We start from the raw sequence: 17077 nt of genomic DNA, 5'->3' as shown, positions 1-17077 counted from the left end.
TTTTTCATGCGCAGAAGGAGGATTTCCATGCGCCCTGTTCCTCAACCCGTCATCGACCTGGTCAAAGACGCGGAAGGCCTTCGCTTGACGGCCTACCCCGATCCGGCCAGCGGCGGCGCGCCCTGGACCATCGGCTATGGCCACACCGGGCCGGAGGTGCGTCCCGGCCTGGTCATCACCAAGGAGCAGGCCGACGCTTGGCTGCTCGCCGACCTCAATGCCGCCGTCGCCATCGTCGACGGCGCGGTCAAAACGCCGCTGACCGACACGCAGCGTGGGGTTCTTGCTTCCTTTGTCTTCAACGTTGGGACGGGCCGGAAGGCGACCCGCCAGGATCCGGGCAAGGACGGCTTTGTCACGCTCAAGATCGGCAAGCCCTCCACCTTGCTGGCCAAGCTGAACGCGGGTGATCTGGCCGGCGCCGCCGTCGAATTTTCCAAATGGACGCGGGGCGCGGGCAAGGTGATGCCCGGCCTGGTCAAGCGGCGGGCGGCGGAAACGGCGCTGTTCCTGTCAGGCGTCGATCATCCCGCGACCGGCGCGCCCGAACCCCAGCCCGCGCCCAAGCCGCTGTCCAAGTCGGCGGCTGGCGTCGGTGGCGGCGGCGCGCTGGGGCTGGCGGGCGTGGCGGTGGCCATTGACCAGGCGCGCGAGGTGTCGGACGCCGCGCGCGGCCTGCTGGACAGCCTGCCGTCGGGCGGGCTGGGCTGGCCGGTGGCCATCCTGCTGGCGGGCGCGGTCGGGTTCTTGCTGTACCAGCGCTGGGCCGACCAGCGCCAAGCCGCGTGATCGGGCTGCCGTTCCTGGCGGGGCTGTGGGGCCGGATCGGCCCGACCCTCGCCGCCGTCGGCGCGCTCCTGCTGGCGATCGCCACCTTCGGCGCGTTTCAGCGCCGGGCGGGGCGGCGGCAGGCCGCCGCCGAACAGACCGAACAGACCCTCAAAGCGGTGGAGACCCGCCATGCGATTGATGACGATGTGCGCCGTTCTGGTGGTGCTGCTGACCGGCTGCGCCGGGAGTGGGGCCGGGACTGACGCCGCCTGCGCGGCCTTTCGCCCGGTCTACACAAGCCGGGCCGACACGCTGAGCGAGGGGACGGCTGAGCAGTTGCTGAGCCACAACATCACGGGCGCCAAGCTCTGTGGCTGGCGCGCGAACTCGAATCGTTCTCCGGTGAACGGTTCCAGCGACGGCGTCAGGCGCGACGACCAAGCTGAGTGACAGCGTGGGTGGCTCCAACGATGCGGGCGGCTGTTCCTGGTGCGCGGCGTTTGGCGTGGCGGAGGACGTCGGACTGATGGCCAGCCGTTCCCACCAGCCATCCAACCCGCTGAAATTGCTGGAGGCGCGCTGAGGGGCGTTTCTGGGAAAAACCTTTATCCTCCAATAAAATCAAAGAATTCGTAATCAGTAGGTCCGGGGTTCAATTCCCTGTTGCGGCACCACTCTAAGGCCCTGAAACGTAATGCGTTTCGGGGCCTTTCCATGTCCGGGCCTTGGGCGCTGTCAGAGTTTGGTTAGTTGTTTGTTCCGACGCTGAGCCGCATTCGTTCCTATGCGCTGTCAACCGTCGGCCTCGAATCCCGGTACACCGTAGAGATCGCCAGCCCGATTTACCCAGGCTGTCATGGTGTCCCAATCGAGATCGAGGGTGATTCCCTCCGACTTGCTCATCGGATCGAATTCATCAAATATCCCCTTGAGACCGGATTGGCGGCGAAAAACCGCGTAAGTGATGTGCTTTTGGAAAGCCTGTTTCAAACTCGCGCTGTTGATTGAAGCTGTGGCCTACTTGAAGCGTGAGGTTTCATCGACCACGGCGAAGAATCCAGCGTTCTGCCAAGCCGTGAGAACTCGCCGCCAGCCGCTTTTGGGCCGATAATGGCCGCTGCCAAAATCCAACACCACGGTTCCCGACTGACGTTGTGGGGGTTGCGTCAGATTCATGTCGCGAAGTTCGTTGTAACGCTCCTTCATATCATCGCCAAAGCCGTCGTAGGCGCCTATGCTTTGCAAGCGCTCTTCATGCTTCCATTCAAGCCACAGGCGCTCTTGAGGCGTGTGGCGGAGAGTTCCCTCGCCTGCACCGATGACCGCGCTTCCGCGCGCCAGAATCGAATGGTTGACGACGCCGGACGACGTGCCGACGACCAATCGCTCTTCTTCCGTGAGCGCCCAGATAAATCCTTCGCCAGACAACACACGCTGCCGGAAGCCCGCCGGATTGTCCTGATGGCAGAAAATGCCAGCTCCTGCGCCCGGCGCATTTTGAAAGCGCTGCCATTCGCTCTGGAACTGCTCACCCCGGTGCGAGTTCAGTGCGAAGCCATCCCGGCTGTACAGAAAATGATCGATCGATTCCAGCCCTTCGGCAAAGGCTTCCGACATGGCTGTGTCGAGTCCGTCGAATCCTAAGAATCGATTCCACATGCGGCCCACAGCGTTGCTGACGGCGCTGAAAGGTTGCACGACTTGCCCGCCTGGCTGACGTCGGGGCTGAGGAGGCGTTTGGCCGGGGCGCTCAAACATCTTTGCCTGAATTGGTTTTGGCCCCGGCGCTGGTTGATTGTGCGCTGGCTTTGGCTGAACGATGGGGGGCGTCCCAAAGCGAGTTGGCGGAGGAGCGTGCGCTGGTCGAGCCGCCGGGGCTTGTTGGCGCTGGGCGGGTGATGGGCCGAACTTGGTCGCAGGAGGGGACGTGAATTTTGTCATCATGCGACTCCTATTGGTCACAGGACCTCCATTATAGGATGTTTTTTATCGGGGAAAAGAAAGGAGATGAGAAAACGGCTTTTATAAGTATTTTTCGGCACATAGAGACCAAAAACAAAGTCCTTTGGTTGTATGCTGGGCGCAGCGCCTGCTCAACGCTCCGGCAGCGTCAGCGGGGTTGGTGGGCCGATGGCGACGCTGTTGGGGGTTGGGTGGCGTTCCTGGATGCGGCGGCGGGCGTCTTCGGCGTTTTCGGCGACCAGGGCGTAATGCTTCACGCCGGTCCAGGGCGCCTTGTCGTCCAACGCCTCCACCGCGACGTACCAGAGTTGGCCGTCGGCGCGCGCCACCCGGTCAAAGCAATGGAACTCCAGCGGGGCTTGGCTCTCTGCCGCCTCCAGGGCGGATTGGTGGCCGCGCACCTCGGCTTGCGCGGCGGCCACCTCTTGATTCAGGGTGGACAGCGCCTCTTCGACCTCTGCCCGGCGGACGGCGGCGAGCTTGTTGTAATTGTCGTAGACGTCCAGACGCTCCATCAACGCCTTCAGTTTGGCGGTTTGGCGGTCGGCCCGGACGCGGAGATAACGTTCCCCCATCGCGCCGAACCCCAAGGTCAGCATCGTCGCCAACAGCCACAGCATGGTCATGGCGCCGTCGCTCCCTGTTCCACCGGGGATGGGGCGGGCGCGTCGTCGGCGCCGCCTACAACGTCGCCAACAACGCCGACCACCACGCCGACGGCCTCGTTGAAGATGCTGCGGGTCAGCATTTGCGCGGCGAGCAAATCGCTGGCCCAGACCTGCGCCTCGTTCTGGAAGGGCCAGATCGCCGGATGGATCACCGCCTTGGCGTCGGGGCGCTGCATGGCGCCGGGACTCATCGACAGGGTGAAGCGGAACCGATGCCGCCCCGGCTCCTCCCGGCCAATCTCGTGGATGAAACGGCGGGAGCCGGAGGCGCGTTTCTTGCCGCGCCGGGTCAGAATCAGCTTTTCCGCCGCCAGATCGACCAGGACGGCCTTTTGCGCCTCGATCTCCGTTTGCATCGCTTCCAATTCGTTGGCCCGGACCTCCAGCGCGTCGCGCTCGGCCATCAATCTGGCGCCAACCTGTTTGACCGCGCGCTCCTTCAGCGTGATGAGGGCGCGGCGAATCACCAGGAACAGCAGGGTTCCAGCCATGCACAGCAAGGACAGCAGGACGACGTAATCGTCGCCGCCCAAGCCCTGCGCCGACGAGGAGGTCATCGGACGCCCGCGCTGACCTTGCGGTTGGTCATGCCCCTTCCGTCCTTATCGTCGTTCCGCGAAGACATCGTAATCGGTCAAGAATTTACCGCCGAATCGTTCGGGAAGTCCATCCTTGCTCGTAAAAAATGATGGTTGCGTCATCAAGGGCGCAGGATTGGGCGGCGTTTGTCAGCGACTTCTTCAGGGATGATTGCCGCGATGACGGCCTTGTGCTTTGGAACTGAGATGTCTCAGTTGAAACAAAATTCTGAATATTGTGACGAAATGTAATAATAGCAATCTGCGCTGCGTTTGCGTCGCGTCATCGCGCGGTTCCCAGGTGGTGGGTGGGAGCGGTGCCGTCAAAAAATAACCATCTAAATGTGTTTTGATGGTTTTCCGACTGTGCTAGGGTCGGGGCGTTGTTCAATTCCGCCACGCACCCGATCCGGGGCCGACCCATGCGCCTGCGCCATGTTCTGACCGCCGCCCTTGTTCTGTCGACCGCCTCCCTTCTCGCCCAGGCGGCGGAGGTTGGGCCGCTGCATGAGGGTGAGGCTGTCGTCACCGGGCAGGACGACGGGGCGGAGCGGCGGCGCGGCCTTGCCGAGGCGATGGCGCAGGTGATCGTTCGGCTGACCGGCGATGACGCGCTGCTGGACGACGCGCGAACCGCCTTTCTGCGCGATCACCCCGCCGATTTCGTGACGACGCTGACCTACGAAGACCGTCTGGCCCGGAAAAAGGTGATGGACGAGCAAGGCACGCGGGAGCGCAGCTTTCGCCTGCGCGTCGCCTTCGACGCGGCGCGGGTCGACGCCGCCTTGACCGACGCGGGACTCCGTCTTTGGCAGGGCGAACGTCCGACCGTTCTGGTTTTACTGACGATTCGCGACTCGGGCGGAACTTTCACGCTGTCCCGCGCCGGAACGCGGGGGATCGGCCAGCGCGAGGCGCTGATGGCGGCGGCGGCGTGGCGGGCGCTGCCTCTCGCGCTGCCGATCATGGATCCCGAGGATGCGGCGGTGATCCGCGCTGGCGATGGGGGGATTGGCCCCGCCGCCGTCACGGCGCTTTGTCGGCGCTACGGCGTTGATCGGCTGTTGCTGGGCCGTCTGGAGCTGACCGACGCCGGTCTGTGGCGCAGCCGCTGGTCTTTTGACGCGTTTTCCAACGACGCCGCCGATCCGGCGCCGTTGCCCGGTGGGGCCAGCGATGGGCTGACCTTTGACCGGGCCATTCATCAGGCCATCGCTGCGGGGGGACGGTGGATGGCCCGACGAGCGCCGTGATCTCCGGATCCGCCACGGTGTCCGGCGGTCACGGCGCGACACACCCACAACGCGCGAAACAGGGAGAAAAAAGCATGGCTAAGACGTGGACCATCGCCGGGGGCGTGTTTGCGAGCGTCCTGCTGGCGGGCGGATCGGCGAGCGCCGACGTGGTGATCGCGGTGGCGGGGCCGATGAGCGGCCAATACGCCGCGTTCGGCGACCAGATGCGGCAGGGCGCGGAGATGGCGGTCAAGCATTTGAACGCCGCTGGCGGCGTGGTCGGTCAAACGGTGGTTCTGGAGGTTGGCGACGACGCGTGCGACCCCAAACAGGCGGTGGCGGTGGCCAACAATCTGGCGCGGAAAAAGGTGGTGCTGGTCGCCGGGCATTTCTGCTCCGGCTCCTCCATCCCCGCCTCGCAGGTCTATGTCGAGGAAAACATCCTTCAGATTTCACCGGCCTCGACCAACCCGACGCTGACCGACCGGGGATACGCCACCGTGTTCCGCGTTTGCGGGCGCGACGACCAGCAAGGCCCCTACGCCGCCGATTTCCTGATGAAGAGCTTCGCCGGAACGCGCGTCGCCATCATTCACGACAAGCAATCCTATTCCAAAGGGCTGGCGGATTCGGTCAAGGCCAGCCTGAACAAGGCGGGCGTCCAGGAAAGCCTGTATGAGACCATCACGCCGGGCGAGCGGGATTACACCTCGGTGGTGACGAAGCTGAAATCCCTCAACGTCGATGTGCTGTATTATGGCGGCTACCACACCGAAGCGGCGCTGATCGTCCGCCAGATGCGCGAGCAGGGCCTGACCATTCCGATGATGTCGGGCGACGCGCTGAACTCCAACGAGTTTTGGAGCATCACCGGCGCGGCGGGAGAGGGCTATCTCTTCACCTTCGGCCCCGATCCGCGTTTGAAGCCCGAAGCCCAGACGGTCGTCGAGGCGTTCCGCAAGACCGGCTATGACCCGGAGGGCTACACCCTGTACACCTACGCGGCGATCCAGGCCTGGGCCGACGCGGTCAAGACGGCGGGGTCGGTCAGCGCGCCGAAGGTGGCCGGCGCCCTGCGCGCGGGCAGTTTCAAAACCGTGATCGGCGAGCTGGGCTTCAACGCCAAGGGCGACCGCAAATCCACCGACTATGTCGTCTATCGCTGGCATGAGGGCGCTTACACGCAGATCGCCGACAAGCCGTAACGGCCCTCGCGACGGTCCAGCGCCGCGCGGTCAGTCCGACGCGCGGCGCTTGGCCGTTTTGGCGAATGTCTTCTGCTTGGCCCGGTTGCCGCACACGCTCATCTCGCACCAGCGGCGGGAGTTGTTTTTGCTGGTGTCGAAGAAGATCCAGCCGCAATGCTCGCCGTGGCATTGCTTCAGCCGGTGCAGGTCGCCGTCGCGCAGCAGGCCGACGGCGGACAGGGCGATTGGCCCCAGAACCGTCCACAGCCCCGGCGGATCGGTTGGCCAGGACCAGCGGAACCCGCCATCCTGCGGCGCCAGCGTCGTCGCCGCCAGCGTCGCCGCCGCCAGCGCGGTGGCGGTCAGGGTGCTCAACCGGGTGAGAGCGTCGGCGTCGGGCGGCGTGTGGGCCGCCACCGCGCTGGCGATGGCGTGCACGCACTCCCGCAGCTCCAGCGCGCGGTCGAGCAGGTCGGGAATCTCCGGCGTTGGCCCGATGGCGCGGGCGCGCAGGGCCGCCGCCGCGCTGGCGTCGAGAATTCCGGCATGCTCGGCCCACAGCAAGACATGGTCCGGCGCGGTCAGATGATCGCGCGCCTCCGGCCCGCCCCGGCCCGAGGCGGTGTTGGCGAAATCAAAGGCCAGCGCCCCGCCGATCAGCGGCAGCCGCGCGGCGCGCGGCAGGGCTTCGGCGTTCGGATCGGGGGCGGAGTTGGTCATGGATGGTCGCGTTCAAAAGAAACGGCGCCGCCCGGCGGATGGCCGGGCGCCGCCGTTGGTTGCGTCACTTGCGGGCGGCGATGGAGCTTTCCGCCGCCTTCACCAGATCGGCGCCGATCTGCTTGGCCCATTTGTCGTAGACGGCCTGGGTGGCCTTCTGGAACGCCTTTTGTTGATCGGCGGTGAGCTGGACGACGTCCACGCCCTGGGCGGCGATCTCTTTCAACAGGCTGTCGTCGCCCGCCGAAATGCCCTTGCGGGACAGGGCGATTTCCTCGGTCGCGGCCTGGACGGCGGCGGCGCGCACGGCGTCTTGATCCTCCTTCGACCAGCTCGCCCAAACCTCTTTGTTGACGACGAAGATCAAGGGATCGGCGACGTAGCCCCACAGGGTCAGATGCTTTTGCCCCAGCGTCGGCAGCTTGGCGGCGGTGAAGATGGTCAGCGGGTTTTCCTGACCATCGACGGCGCCGGTGGACAGGGCGGGCTGCGCGTCGGCCCAGCTCATTTGCGTCGGGTTGGCCCCCAACGCGGTGAAGGTGTCGAGGTAGAGCGGCGAGCCGACGACGCGGATCTTCAGACCCTTCAGATCCTCCGGCGTCTTGATCGAACGCTTGGAGTTGGAGATCTCGCGGAAGCCGTTCTCGCCCCATGCCACCGGAACCACATCCTTGGTGGCCAGCAGGTCGAACAATTGCTTGCCGACCGGACCCTGGGTCAGCGCGTCGATGGCCTTGTGGTCGGGCATCAGGAAGGGCAGGGAGAAGAGGTTCAGCTCCTTCACCTGCGGCGACCAGTTGATGGTCGAGCCGACCGCCATGTCGATGGTGCCCTGGCGGAGCGCGGTGAATTCCTTGGTCTGGTCGCCGTTCACCAGCGAGGTGCCGGGGTACATCTTGACGGTGATGCGCCCGTTGGTCTTCTCCTTGACCAGCTCGGCCCAGCGGTCGCCGCCGACGCCCCAGGGGAAGGGCTTGCCCAGAACGGTGGAGAGCTTGTACTCCGCCTTGTAGTCGGCGGCGGCGGCGACGCCCGGCAGCAGCGCCGGAATGGTCAGCGCGGCCAACGCGAAGCCGGTGAGCAAAGCCTTCAACGATGTCATTCTTATTTCCTCCCAAGCGCCTGGCGCGAAAGATACGGACCGGGATGGTACAGAGGCGCGCACAAGTCTTCCACGCGGAATTTGACGCGCGCGTCGGCAGGCCCGACAATGCGGCCATGCGCGTGATCCCTCTTGCTGGCCTTGCCGGGCTGTTGATCGCTGCGGCGCTTCCCGCCCTGGCGCAGACGTCGCCCCTGAACGCGTCCCCGATGACCGCCGTTCCCTTGGGGCCGAACCCCAGCGAGTGCGAGATTCAGGCGGCGCTGTTGGGCGTCGCCGGTCCCGGTTGCCCGCCCCTGCGGATGCAGCGCCCCGCCGCTCCGCCGCCCGCCGTGCTTCCGCCCGCCGTTGTTCCGCCGCTGGCCGCCGCCAAGCCGGGCGCGATTCCCGCGCAAGCCGCCGCGCCCGTGGCGGCTCCGCCGGAGCTGAAGGCGGCGTTCCGGGTGGAGTTCGATTTCAACGCGACGGCCATCCGGTCGGAATCGCGGGTGATTCTGGACCGGGTTGCGGCGGTCATGACCGCGCCCGCCGCCGGATCGACGCGCTTCCGCGTCGTCGGCCACACCGACGCGGTGGGCGGCGACGCGGCGAATCTCGCTCTGTCGGAACGGCGGGCCTTGGCGGTGGTCGCCTATCTGACCGGCCATCACCACATCGCCGCCAACCGCCTGGAAGCCTCTGGGCGCGGAATGCGGGAATTGCTGTTGCCCGATCAGCCAACGGCGGCGGCGAATCGGCGGGTGGAGATTGTCAATCTGGGGGAGTGAGGGGCGGGGATTTTTTTGACACCGATGAACACAGATAAACACAGATTAAATAGGATGTTGGAGTGGGTTGTCTTTTGGATGATTGCCCAGAAGATCAATATAAATATCAGAAATAAATTCACCCGCTGCATTGTTTAATTGTATTGATGGTAAGCGAATATTATCTCACTATAAAATCTGCGTATATTAGAGCATCGCGCGTGAAATCTGAATCGAAGGCTTGCGTTTGTTTTTTCGCCATGATTCACGGTAGTTGGAGGTGAAACATGGGTCAGAGCTATTCGTCGGATCTTCGTGTTCGGATTTACGGTGAGATCGAGCAAGGCGGGTCACGCCGGGCAGCGGCGCGTCGGTTTGACGTGAGCGCCAGCATGAGCATCCGCCTTGCCCAGCGGATGGCGACGACGGGATCGCTGGAACCAGCGCGGCAAGGACGTCCGCCGGGAGGCGGCAAACTGGCTCCCCACGCCGCGCTTCTGATCGGTTGGGTGGAGGCGCAGGGCGACATCACCATGCCGGAACTGGCGGCCAAGCTGAAAGCCGAGCGCGGGGTCACGGCTCACCCCGCCTCGCTGTCGCGCTTCCTGATCGCCAGCGGCTTCACCGTCAAAAAAAACAGTGCTGGCGACCGAAGCCGGTCGCGCTGATGTCGCTGATGACCGTCGGACGTGGCGAAGCCACCGCCAGCCCCGGATGCGCGAGGAACCGGATCGGTTGGTGTTCCTCGACGAAACCGCCACCACCACCAAGATGACCCGGCTGCGCGGGCGAGCCAAGCGCGGCCAGCGGTTCAAGGCCAAAGCGCCATTCGGCCATTGGGGCGCCCAGACCTTCATCGCCGCCTTGCGTTGCGATGGCCTTACCGCCCCCTGGATCATCAAGGGCGCGATGAACAAGGTTCTCTTCGAAACCTATGTCGAGACCCAGCTTGCCCCCACCCTGCGACCGGGCGACGTCGTCATCCTCGACAACCTGTCCAGCCACAAAAGCGAAAAGGCCAAAGCCATCCTCAAAGAAAAAGGAGCCTGGTTCCTTTTTCTGCCCCCCTACAGCCCCGACCTCAACCCCATCGAGATGGCCTTCGCCAAGCTCAAGGCACATCTCCGACGCATCGGCGCACGCACCATTGAGGAACTCTGGAATGCCGTCGGCTCCATCTGTGACCTCTATACGCATGAGGAATGCTGGAACTACCTCAAGCACGCTGGATATGCGCCAGATTAAGCGCTCGATGCTCTAATCTGTGTTTATCTGTGTCCATCGGTGTCAAAATAAAAACCCCACAAATCGCGCCTTGCCAAGCCGTTCCCAACCACAACGCCCCCCTCACTCCCCCGCGTCCTCCCAGCCCCAGCGTTCCCATGCGCCGTCCAGGAAGGCGGTCAGGCGGGCGCCGCCGGGCAGGCCGTGGCAGGACAGCAACGACGGCGCGACCCGTCCGCCGCCGCGCGTCCACCACAGGCTCGATCCCGCCGACAGCGGCCCGGCCAGACGTTCGACCATGGCGATGGAGGCGGGATGGACGCGCTCCGGTTCCGGGCGTCCGAGGATGGCGAGGCGTGCGGGCAGCCCTTCCACGTCGGCCCCGGCGCGGCAGGCGTCGTCGGCGACCGCTTCAGCGCGGGTGAACCAGGCGGCGCAGGCGGCGGGGGCGGCGGCGAGATCGACCGTGTCGGGCAGGGTGGCGGCCAGCGTGAAGGGGTAGAGCCGCCCGACCCGGTCGGCGCTGGGCGTCAGCAGCCCGACCAACGGGGTGTCGCCGCACAGTCCCGCCGACAAAGCGAAGCGCCAGACGGGCGCGGCGGCGAAGGCCCGCTCCCAGCCGCCGCCCAACCGCCGCCCGGCCTCGCCCAGCGCGCGCGACAGCCAATCGTCCCACGGCTCCAACACCTCGCGCGGCAGGCCATGGCCGACGAAATCGCCCCGCGCGGGCAGCTTGCCGTGGAAGCCAACGCCGTAGAAGCCGCCGCGCGGGTAATGGTCCCGCGCGTAGCCGCCCCCGGCCCTGCCCCCACGCCATGCGGCGGGCGCCGCTGGGCGACTACTGGACGTGCGCAGGGCCAGATCGGCGGCCATCAGGGGCCTGCCGACCGTGGCGGCTGGTTTTGCGCCAGCACCTCGTTGACGCGGGAGACCAGCGCGTCGTCGATGGGGATCGGCGCGAAGCCGATCTCGAACAGCGCGGCCAGATGGTCGCCCAGCGCCCGGCGGCGGGTCTCGTTGGCCGGTCCCGCCAGGGTGCGTTGCCAGTCGATGGCCAGCCATTCGGCGAAATAGGCGGAGTCCATCGGCTCCTCCCCCCCGACCATCCGATAAGCGCGCAGGGCCAGCCGCAGAATGTCGGGCCGCGCCCAGTTGGTGCGCAACTGCTCTTCCAATCGTAGGACCAACCGGGCGAGGAACAGGGTGCGCAGGGCGCGTTGATAGGCGTGATCGGCGGGCGGGGCGATGTGGGCGCCCTGATACAGCCCACCGGCCAAACCGGGCGCCGCCCAACGGTCGCGCTCCGCATAGCCCAGCGGCAGGGCGCGCAGCGCGTCCAGCGCGGGCAGGATGGCGGCGGCGTCGGTGTCGTCCACCCGCGTCAGCGAACGCGGCGGCGTGTTCAGTGGGCGCAACGTCTCTTCCACCCCGGCGGCGGCGTCGTCGGCCTGGGCCAGCAGCGCGGCGTTGCCGCCGTAGCTGTACAGCCAGAAGGCCCCCAGCAGCAGCCCGACGGCCAGCGCCCCGCCCACTGACAGGGTGGCGGCGCGGCGGCGGGCCTGCTCCAGCGCGCTGTCGACTCCGGCGAGATTCGCCTCCGGGAAAATCACCTCGGGCAGCAGCCGGTCGAGGAAATAGGTTTCGCTGTCCTCGTCCGCCGCGACCACGGGGCCGGGCTGGCCGCGCACCGTCTGGGTGGCGCTGGTCAGATAGACGCCGCGCAGCAGCGCCGCGCCCTCCGCCGCGTCGGATGAAAAGGCGGTGCCGATCAAATCGGCCAAGGCCGGTTCCAGTTCGGCGACGCGCAGAGGAAAGGCGAAGGCGGCGGAACGCCTCTGGATGTCCGGCTCCTGATGCAACCGTTCGAGCAGCCGCTCGTCCAGCCGCTGGACCAGCCCGGCGAACAGGCCGTGAAAGGCGGGCAGCGGCCCGGCCAGCGATTCCTCGGCGGGGAAGGTCATGCCCCAGATTTGGGTGCGGCCCGCGCGGTCGAGCGGGTCGAAGAAGGTGGCGAAGCCCTCGACCAGATCGGCCTTGGTCAGCAGGACATAGACCGGCGCGCGCAGACCAAACTGCGCCCGCAGTTCCGTCAAGCGCTGGCGGATGGTGATGGCGTGGCCGCGCCGCTCGGTCGTGCTCCAATGCGCCAGATCAGGCAGGCTGAGCGTCACCAGCACGCCGTTGGCGGGCTGGCGGGGGCGGTGCTCCTTCAACAGGTCGAGCAGGCCGGACCACACCCGGCCATCGACGGCGCGGCGGCTGTCCTGGGTGGTGTAGCGCCCGGCGGTGTCGATCAGAACGGCTTGGTCGGTGAACCACCAGTCGCAATTGCGGGTGCCGCCCAGATTGGAAATCGGCTCGGCGATGTCGCCGCTGGCCAGCGGGGTTCCCAACCGGGCGTTGGCGAGCGCGGTGGATTTTCCCGAACCGGGCGCGCCGATCACCAGATACCAGGGCAGTTGATAGAGGTAACGCCCGGTCCACCCGGCGCCGAAGCGCTGCGTCTTCAGCCGGGCGAGAACCGCGTCGAACCGCTGGCGCACGGCGCCGATTTCGTCCAGCGAGGCGCGCAGTTCGGGGTCGTGGGCGGCGGCCAACGCCTCCACCAGCTTGGCGTTGGCGGCGCGCTCGTGGGCGTCGATGTGACGGTTGGCGGCGACCCAACCGACCAGGGCGGCCAGCAGGGGCAAAAGCCGCACCGTCCAATCGGTGTCGGCCAGATGCGGCACCACCAGCCAGCCGATCAGGCCAAGCAGCGCCGCCCCGCCCAGCGACACGCCCCAGCGCACGCGGGTCGGCAGCGCGGCGGGCATACCGGCGATGGGGAAGGCGGAGCCGCCCGCCGGGTTGGCGAGGCGGCGCAGCGGTTCGGGAAGGGGCAGGGTCGGCAGACGCATCGCAACCGCCTTACTGCGGGTAGAGGCGGATGTCGATCCGCCGGTTGGAGTCGCGCCCGGCGGGCGTGCTGTTCAGCGCGATGGGTTCGCTGTCGGCCCGCCCCTCCGCCGACAGGCGGTTGGGGCCAAGGCTGCGCTCCAGCAGCTTGCGCACCGCGTCGGCCCGCGCGTCGGTCAGGCTTTGCGCGCTGGGGAAGCGGCCCGTGCGCGGCGTCTGGTCGTCGGTGTGGCCGACCACCATGACATGGCCGTATTCCGGCCCCAGCGCTTGGCCGACGCGGTCGACGATGGCGCGGTGGCGGGCCTTCACCACCTCGCTGCCGGTGGCGAACATGGCGGCGGCGGGAATGCGGATGACCAGGGCGCCATCCTCCCCGGCCAGAACCTCCACCGCGTTGCTGCGGATTTCCGGGGCCAGCAGGCCGGTGACGCGGGCGATCAGGGCCGGGCCGGCGGTTGGCGGCGGCGGCGGGGCGAGGCGGGCGATTTCGATGGGGCCGTCGGGCAGCAGGGCGGCGATGCGGGCCGCCACCGGCTCCGCCCGCCGGGCCAGCGAGGCCGACAATTGCCCATAAAGAACGGCCAGCGCCAGCGCCATGGCCGCCCAAGCGATCCAGGATGGAACCGTCACCCTCAGCGGGCGGAAACGTTCAACCATGCCGCGCCAGGAGGGGGAGAGGGCGGGATCCCGCTCCCCGCGCGCCCGGCGCAGGATGCGGTACAGCTCGTCGCGCAGATGGGCCAGATCATGGGCGCCGCGCGGCTTGTCGCGGTATTTGCCCTCAAAGCCCAGCGACAGGCAGGCGTAAAACAGCTCCAGCTCGCGGCGGTGCAGCCGGGGGTCGCCCAGCATGGTGTCGAGCAGCTCGAACAGCCGGTCGGGGCCGCCCGCGTCGGGATCGACCTGCGCCGTCAACCCCTCCTGCGCCCAGGCGCAGCGGGCGCCCCAGGGCGTGGCGCGGACCACATCGTCCAAGGTGGCGCAGAGCGCGAAGCGGGCGACCCGCAACTCCTCATGGACCAATCCGGCGGCGGCGCCGTCGGACTCGAAGCGGCGCAGGGCGGCCAGAGCCAAGTCGCGCACGCCGTCGGGATTCTCGTGGGTGGCGCGGTCGCGCAGGGAGGCGGCCAGCGCCAACACCGGGGCGGCGGCGCTCAGCAGCGGGTTCAAGGCGTCGCGCAGCCGGGGTTCGGGCAGAAAGGCGGCGGGGGCGGGTGGCGTCGTCGGCGGGGCCGAGAGCGGTTCAAGCGGCGGGGGGCCAAGCCGTGCTGGCAAAGGCGCGGGCGGCGGCGCGTCGGGATCGGATTGGCGGGCGGTCAGAAAATTCGGCATGGGTCGTTGGGCGACGCGCGGCTCCCGCCGCGTTCCGTCCGGCGTCGCGCCGTCCCGGCGGGATTCAAGCCACGGCCCGCCGTTGGCGAAACGGTCATCCAAACCCATGCTCTCCGGTCTTTCCGTTCACAGGCCACCTCTCTCGAGCAGAGGTATAGCAGGCAAGCCCCGGTGAAGACATCCATCCGGCGTTGGCGAGGCCGACAATTGGCCCGGCCTTTGCGTGGAGTGGTGCGACATTTCGCCAATGGAGAGGCTCATGCCGAAATTCGACCTCTATGTCGTGCGACCGCCGGAAGGGTTGGCGACCATCACCGCCATATCCGAAGGAAAGCAAAAGCAGTCCGAAGCGGCTCTGCGCAATCTCAGCCGGTCTGGCTGCGTGGTGAAGTCTTTGGGCGATATTGATCTGTCCTTCGTCAAAAAATCCGAGGCGCAGATCAAGATTGAGTTCGCCATCCGCAACATGTTCGCGGCGTCGCCCTACAAGCCGCCCGTTTCCATCGTCTGGTGAGCGGGAACGGCGGCGGTCGTTTTTCAGCGGATCGGCAGTTCCTGCCGCCATCCGGCCTTGATCGGCAGTTTTGACCGGCAGTTTTAACCAAGTAAGGCCAGCGTTTCCACCTGAGGCGGCGGAACCCATGCGGCGTTCCGCCCCCCTCCGGCCCGCGCCTTTGGACAGGGTGGATCAGATTTCCACCTGCATGCCCAATTCGACCACCCGGTTGGGCGGAATGCAGAAATATTCCGACGGGCTGGCCGACAGCTTGGACAGGAAGACGAAGATTGGCTCCTGCCATTTCGGCAGACCGATGGCCAGCCGCGAGCGGATCAGCGTTTCGCGGCTGACGAAATAGGTGGTCTCCATCGACTCGAAGGGCAGGCCGGGGATCTTCTTCTTTTCCAGCGCGTTGGGAAGGTCCGGCTCGTCCTTGAAGCCGAAATGGATGATGAGCCGGTAGAAGCCCGCCGAATAGGGTTTCAACTCGAACCGCTGGGCGTCGGGCACATGCGGCACGTCCTCGATGTCCACAGTCAGCAGGACGACGCGCTGGTGCAGCACCTTGTAATGCTTCAGGCTGTGCAGCAGTCCGGGCGGCAGGCCGCGCGGGTTGCCGGTCAGAAACACCGCCGTTCCCGGAACCCGTTGGATCGAGCCGCCGCGCAGACGTTCCAGCAGGGAATCGAGCGGCAGCGCGTCTTCAGCCAGCCGTTGCCGCACCACCTCGCGCCCGGCCCGCCACGTCGCCATCAGCAGGAAGACCAGCGCGCCGATGACCAGCGGGAACCAACCGCCGTCTTCCACCTTGATGAGGTTCGACAGGAAAAAGGCGGCGTCGACCGTCAGGAAGACCAGGGCGGCCAAAATCGCCTGCCACAGTGGCCAGCGGCCCAGGCTGCGGGCGACCTTGTAGGCCAGCAGGGTGGTGGCGACCATGGTGCCGGTCACGGCGATGCCGTAGGCGGCGGCCAGATTGCTCGACGTCTTGAAGGTCAGCACCAGGGCCAGCACGCCGATCAGCAGCACCCAGTTGATCTGAGGCATGTAGATCTGGCCCTTCTCATGCTCCGACGTGTGGCGGACCTCCATGCGCGGCAGATAGCGCAGATGCATCGCCTGCAACGTCACCGAATAGGCCCCGGTGATGACCGCCTGACCGGCGATCACCGTGGCGGCGGTGGCCAGCAGCACCAGCGGCAATTGCGCCCAATCCGGGGCCAGATGGAAGAAGGGGTTTTCGATGGCTTCCGGCTCGCGCAGCAGCAAGGCCCCCTGGCCGAAGTAACACAGCAGCAGGGAGGGCAGGACCAGCGCGAACCACGCCAGCCGGATCGGCTTGCGCCCGAAATGCCCCATGTCGGCGTAGAGCGCCTCGCCGCCCGTCACCGCGAGAACCACCGCGCCCAGCAGCAGGAAGCCTTTCCAGCCATGGGTGAGCAGCATCTCCACCGCGTGGCCCGGCCACACCGCGCCGAGAACCGCCGGGTATTGAACGATCTGGCTGCCCCCCATAACGGCCAGCACGGCGAACCACAGCAGCATCACCGGACCGAACAGTTTGCCAACCCGCTCCGTCCCGAAGCTTTGCAGGACGAACAGGCCGATCAGGATGGTGACGGTGATTGGGATGACGTATTCGTCAAACACCGGCTCGACCACCTTCAACCCTTCCACCGCGCTCAACACCGAAATGGCGGGGGTGATGACGCTGTCGCCGTAGAACAGCGCCGCTCCGACGATGCCGATGGCCATCACCGCGCGGGTTTTCCGATGACCGGGCCGCATGCCGCGCAGAGCCAGCGCGGTCAGCGCCAGAATGCCGCCTTCGCCCTGGTTGTCGGCGCGCATGACGAAGACGACGTATTTGACCGTGACCGTGATGATGAGCGCCCAGAAAATCAGCGACAGCACGCCCAGAATGATGCCGGGCGACAGATCGAAGCCGCCCCCCTGGGTCAGGCATTCGCGCAGGGTGTAGAGCGGGCTGGTGCCGATGTCGCCATAGACGACGCCCAGCGCCCCCAGCGTCATGGCGCGCAGCTTGGTCGTGTGCTCGCGGTCGGTCATGCTGGCTTCCATCGGCGTTCCTGTCGCTTGTCGCCCCTTGGGGGGTGTTTGTGGGGGCGGCCTTGCATCGCGCCTTCGATCCCTA

At 66.6% G+C, this 17077-nt stretch carries 18 protein-coding genes; 8 read left to right on the top strand and 10 right to left on the bottom strand.

Going from position 1 to position 17077, the window contains the following annotated elements; translation table 11 throughout:
• Positions 1–27: 27 nt before the first annotated feature.
• Genes D3877_RS09935 through D3877_RS09925 form a run of 3 tightly spaced genes read left to right on the top strand, consistent with a single transcriptional unit; the run spans position 28 to position 1221 of the window.
• A complete protein-coding gene (locus D3877_RS09935) occupies positions 28–789 on the top strand; it encodes a lysozyme (protein WP_119830434.1) in 762 nt (253 codons plus the stop codon).
• Positions 786–1034 carry a hypothetical protein gene (locus tag D3877_RS09930; RefSeq protein WP_119830433.1) on the top strand — a complete coding sequence of 83 codons (249 nt, stop codon included), beginning with the start codon at positions 786–788 and terminating at the stop codon, positions 1032–1034. The genes D3877_RS09935 and D3877_RS09930 overlap by 4 nt, the downstream gene beginning before the upstream one ends.
• The gene (locus D3877_RS09925) at positions 961–1221 is read left to right on the top strand and encodes a hypothetical protein (RefSeq protein ID WP_158599839.1); all 261 of its coding nucleotides are present in this window, start codon (positions 961–963) and stop codon (positions 1219–1221) included. The genes D3877_RS09930 and D3877_RS09925 overlap by 74 nt, the downstream gene beginning before the upstream one ends.
• A 342-nt stretch (positions 1222–1563) precedes the next feature.
• Here D3877_RS09925 and D3877_RS09920 read toward each other — a convergent pair whose 3' ends face one another.
• The 4 genes from D3877_RS09920 to D3877_RS09905 form a co-directional block, all read right to left on the bottom strand.
• Positions 1564–1761, bottom strand: coding sequence for a hypothetical protein (locus D3877_RS09920; protein ID WP_119830431.1), 198 nt, complete (start codon positions 1759–1761; stop codon positions 1564–1566).
• 27 nt (positions 1762–1788) lie between these two features.
• A complete protein-coding gene (locus tag D3877_RS09915) occupies positions 1789–2469 on the bottom strand; it encodes a hypothetical protein (RefSeq protein ID WP_147395127.1) in 681 nt (226 codons plus the stop codon).
• 395 nt (positions 2470–2864) lie between these two features.
• On the bottom strand, positions 2865–3359 hold the full coding sequence (locus tag D3877_RS09910) for a hypothetical protein (RefSeq protein WP_119830429.1): 495 nt from the start codon (positions 3357–3359) through the stop codon (positions 2865–2867).
• Positions 3356–3958: a hypothetical protein gene (locus D3877_RS09905; protein WP_119830428.1), complete on the bottom strand. Its 603-nt coding sequence runs from the start codon at positions 3956–3958 to the stop codon at positions 3356–3358. Before D3877_RS09905 ends, D3877_RS09910 begins: the two co-directional genes overlap by 4 nt.
• Positions 3959–4401: 443 nt before the next feature.
• Here D3877_RS09905 and D3877_RS09900 point away from each other — a divergent pair, with 443 nt between their 5' ends.
• Positions 4402–5232 (top strand): DUF2066 domain-containing protein, encoded by an 831-nt coding sequence (locus tag D3877_RS09900; RefSeq protein ID WP_119830427.1) that lies wholly within the window; start codon positions 4402–4404, stop codon positions 5230–5232.
• 74 nt (positions 5233–5306) lie between these two features.
• On the top strand, positions 5307–6419 hold the full coding sequence (locus tag D3877_RS09895) for a branched-chain amino acid ABC transporter substrate-binding protein (RefSeq protein ID WP_119830426.1): 1113 nt from the start codon (positions 5307–5309) through the stop codon (positions 6417–6419).
• A gap of 30 nt (positions 6420–6449) precedes the next feature.
• Here the strand turns inward: D3877_RS09895 and D3877_RS09890 are convergent, their stop codons facing one another.
• A complete protein-coding gene (locus D3877_RS09890; protein WP_119830425.1) occupies positions 6450–7121 on the bottom strand; it encodes a CGNR zinc finger domain-containing protein in 672 nt (223 codons plus the stop codon).
• Positions 7122–7185: 64 nt separating this feature from the next.
• Positions 7186–8223: a DctP family TRAP transporter solute-binding subunit gene (locus D3877_RS09885; protein ID WP_119830424.1), complete on the bottom strand. Its 1038-nt coding sequence runs from the start codon at positions 8221–8223 to the stop codon at positions 7186–7188.
• 116 nt (positions 8224–8339) lie between these two features.
• Between D3877_RS09885 and D3877_RS09880 the strand changes: the two genes are divergently transcribed.
• Both D3877_RS09880 and D3877_RS09875 read left to right on the top strand, forming a co-directional pair.
• On the top strand, positions 8340–8990 hold the full coding sequence (locus D3877_RS09880; protein ID WP_238474812.1) for an OmpA family protein: 651 nt from the start codon (positions 8340–8342) through the stop codon (positions 8988–8990).
• Positions 8991–9256: 266 nt separating this feature from the next.
• A protein-coding gene (locus D3877_RS09875; protein ID WP_119830422.1) for an IS630 family transposase occupies positions 9257–10214 on the top strand; the annotation gives its coding sequence in 2 pieces (ribosomal slippage) (positions 9257–9598 and positions 9600–10214; 957 coding nt in all).
• 102 nt (positions 10215–10316) lie between these two features.
• On the opposite strand, the gene tagF is transcribed toward D3877_RS09875, so the two are convergent.
• The 3 genes from tagF to icmH are packed head-to-tail and all read right to left on the bottom strand — an operon-like array spanning position 10317 to position 14531.
• Entirely contained in the window at positions 10317–11066 is a 750-nt protein-coding gene (gene tagF / locus D3877_RS09870) for a type VI secretion system-associated protein TagF (RefSeq protein WP_119830421.1), read from the bottom strand.
• Positions 11066–13090, bottom strand: coding sequence for a type VI secretion system membrane subunit TssM (tssM, locus tag D3877_RS09865; protein WP_119830420.1), 2025 nt, complete (start codon positions 13088–13090; stop codon positions 11066–11068). The genes tagF and tssM overlap by 1 nt, the downstream gene beginning before the upstream one ends.
• 10 nt (positions 13091–13100) lie before the next feature.
• Entirely contained in the window at positions 13101–14531 is a 1431-nt protein-coding gene (gene icmH / locus D3877_RS09860) for a type IVB secretion system protein IcmH/DotU (RefSeq protein ID WP_238474811.1), read from the bottom strand.
• Between the two features lie 151 nt (positions 14532–14682).
• Here icmH and D3877_RS09855 point away from each other — a divergent pair, with 151 nt between their 5' ends.
• Complete coding sequence (locus D3877_RS09855; RefSeq protein WP_119830419.1) at positions 14683–14937, top strand: hypothetical protein; 255 nt, start codon at positions 14683–14685, stop codon at positions 14935–14937.
• A gap of 174 nt (positions 14938–15111) precedes the next feature.
• On the opposite strand, the gene D3877_RS09850 is transcribed toward D3877_RS09855, so the two are convergent.
• Positions 15112–16992, bottom strand: a complete 1881-nt coding sequence (locus tag D3877_RS09850) for a potassium transporter Kup (RefSeq protein ID WP_119830908.1) — start codon at positions 16990–16992, stop codon at positions 15112–15114.
• Between the last annotated feature and the right edge of the window lie 85 nt (positions 16993–17077).

This window comes from Azospirillum cavernae (genome assembly GCF_003590795.1).
In the GTDB taxonomy this organism is placed as follows: domain Bacteria; phylum Pseudomonadota; class Alphaproteobacteria; order Azospirillales; family Azospirillaceae; genus Azospirillum; species Azospirillum cavernae.
Note: the sequence above shows the minus strand (reverse complement) of the source record. Positions and strands in the feature narration are given on the sequence as shown.

Coding starts and splice junctions, on each gene's coding strand:
- D3877_RS09935 (WP_119830434.1), top strand. CDS start 28: ATGCGCCCTGTTCCTCAACCCGTCATCGACCTGGTCAAAGACGCGGAA.
- D3877_RS09925 (WP_158599839.1), top strand. CDS start 961: ATGCGATTGATGACGATGTGCGCCGTTCTGGTGGTGCTGCTGACCGGC.
- D3877_RS09910 (WP_119830429.1), bottom strand. CDS start 3,359: ATGACCATGCTGTGGCTGTTGGCGACGATGCTGACCTTGGGGTTCGGC.
- D3877_RS09905 (WP_119830428.1), bottom strand. CDS start 3,958: ATGACCTCCTCGTCGGCGCAGGGCTTGGGCGGCGACGATTACGTCGTC.
- D3877_RS09900 (WP_119830427.1), top strand. CDS start 4,402: ATGCGCCTGCGCCATGTTCTGACCGCCGCCCTTGTTCTGTCGACCGCC.
- D3877_RS09895 (WP_119830426.1), top strand. CDS start 5,307: ATGGCTAAGACGTGGACCATCGCCGGGGGCGTGTTTGCGAGCGTCCTG.
- D3877_RS09890 (WP_119830425.1), bottom strand. CDS start 7,121: ATGACCAACTCCGCCCCCGATCCGAACGCCGAAGCCCTGCCGCGCGCC.
- D3877_RS09885 (WP_119830424.1), bottom strand. CDS start 8,223: ATGACATCGTTGAAGGCTTTGCTCACCGGCTTCGCGTTGGCCGCGCTG.
- D3877_RS09880 (WP_238474812.1), top strand. CDS start 8,340: ATGCGCGTGATCCCTCTTGCTGGCCTTGCCGGGCTGTTGATCGCTGCG.
- tagF (WP_119830421.1), bottom strand. CDS start 11,066: ATGGCCGCCGATCTGGCCCTGCGCACGTCCAGTAGTCGCCCAGCGGCG.
- tssM (WP_119830420.1), bottom strand. CDS start 13,090: ATGCGTCTGCCGACCCTGCCCCTTCCCGAACCGCTGCGCCGCCTCGCC.
- icmH (WP_238474811.1), bottom strand. CDS start 14,531: ATGGGTTTGGATGACCGTTTCGCCAACGGCGGGCCGTGGCTTGAATCC.
- D3877_RS09855 (WP_119830419.1), top strand. CDS start 14,683: ATGCCGAAATTCGACCTCTATGTCGTGCGACCGCCGGAAGGGTTGGCG.
- D3877_RS09850 (WP_119830908.1), bottom strand. CDS start 16,992: ATGACCGACCGCGAGCACACGACCAAGCTGCGCGCCATGACGCTGGGG.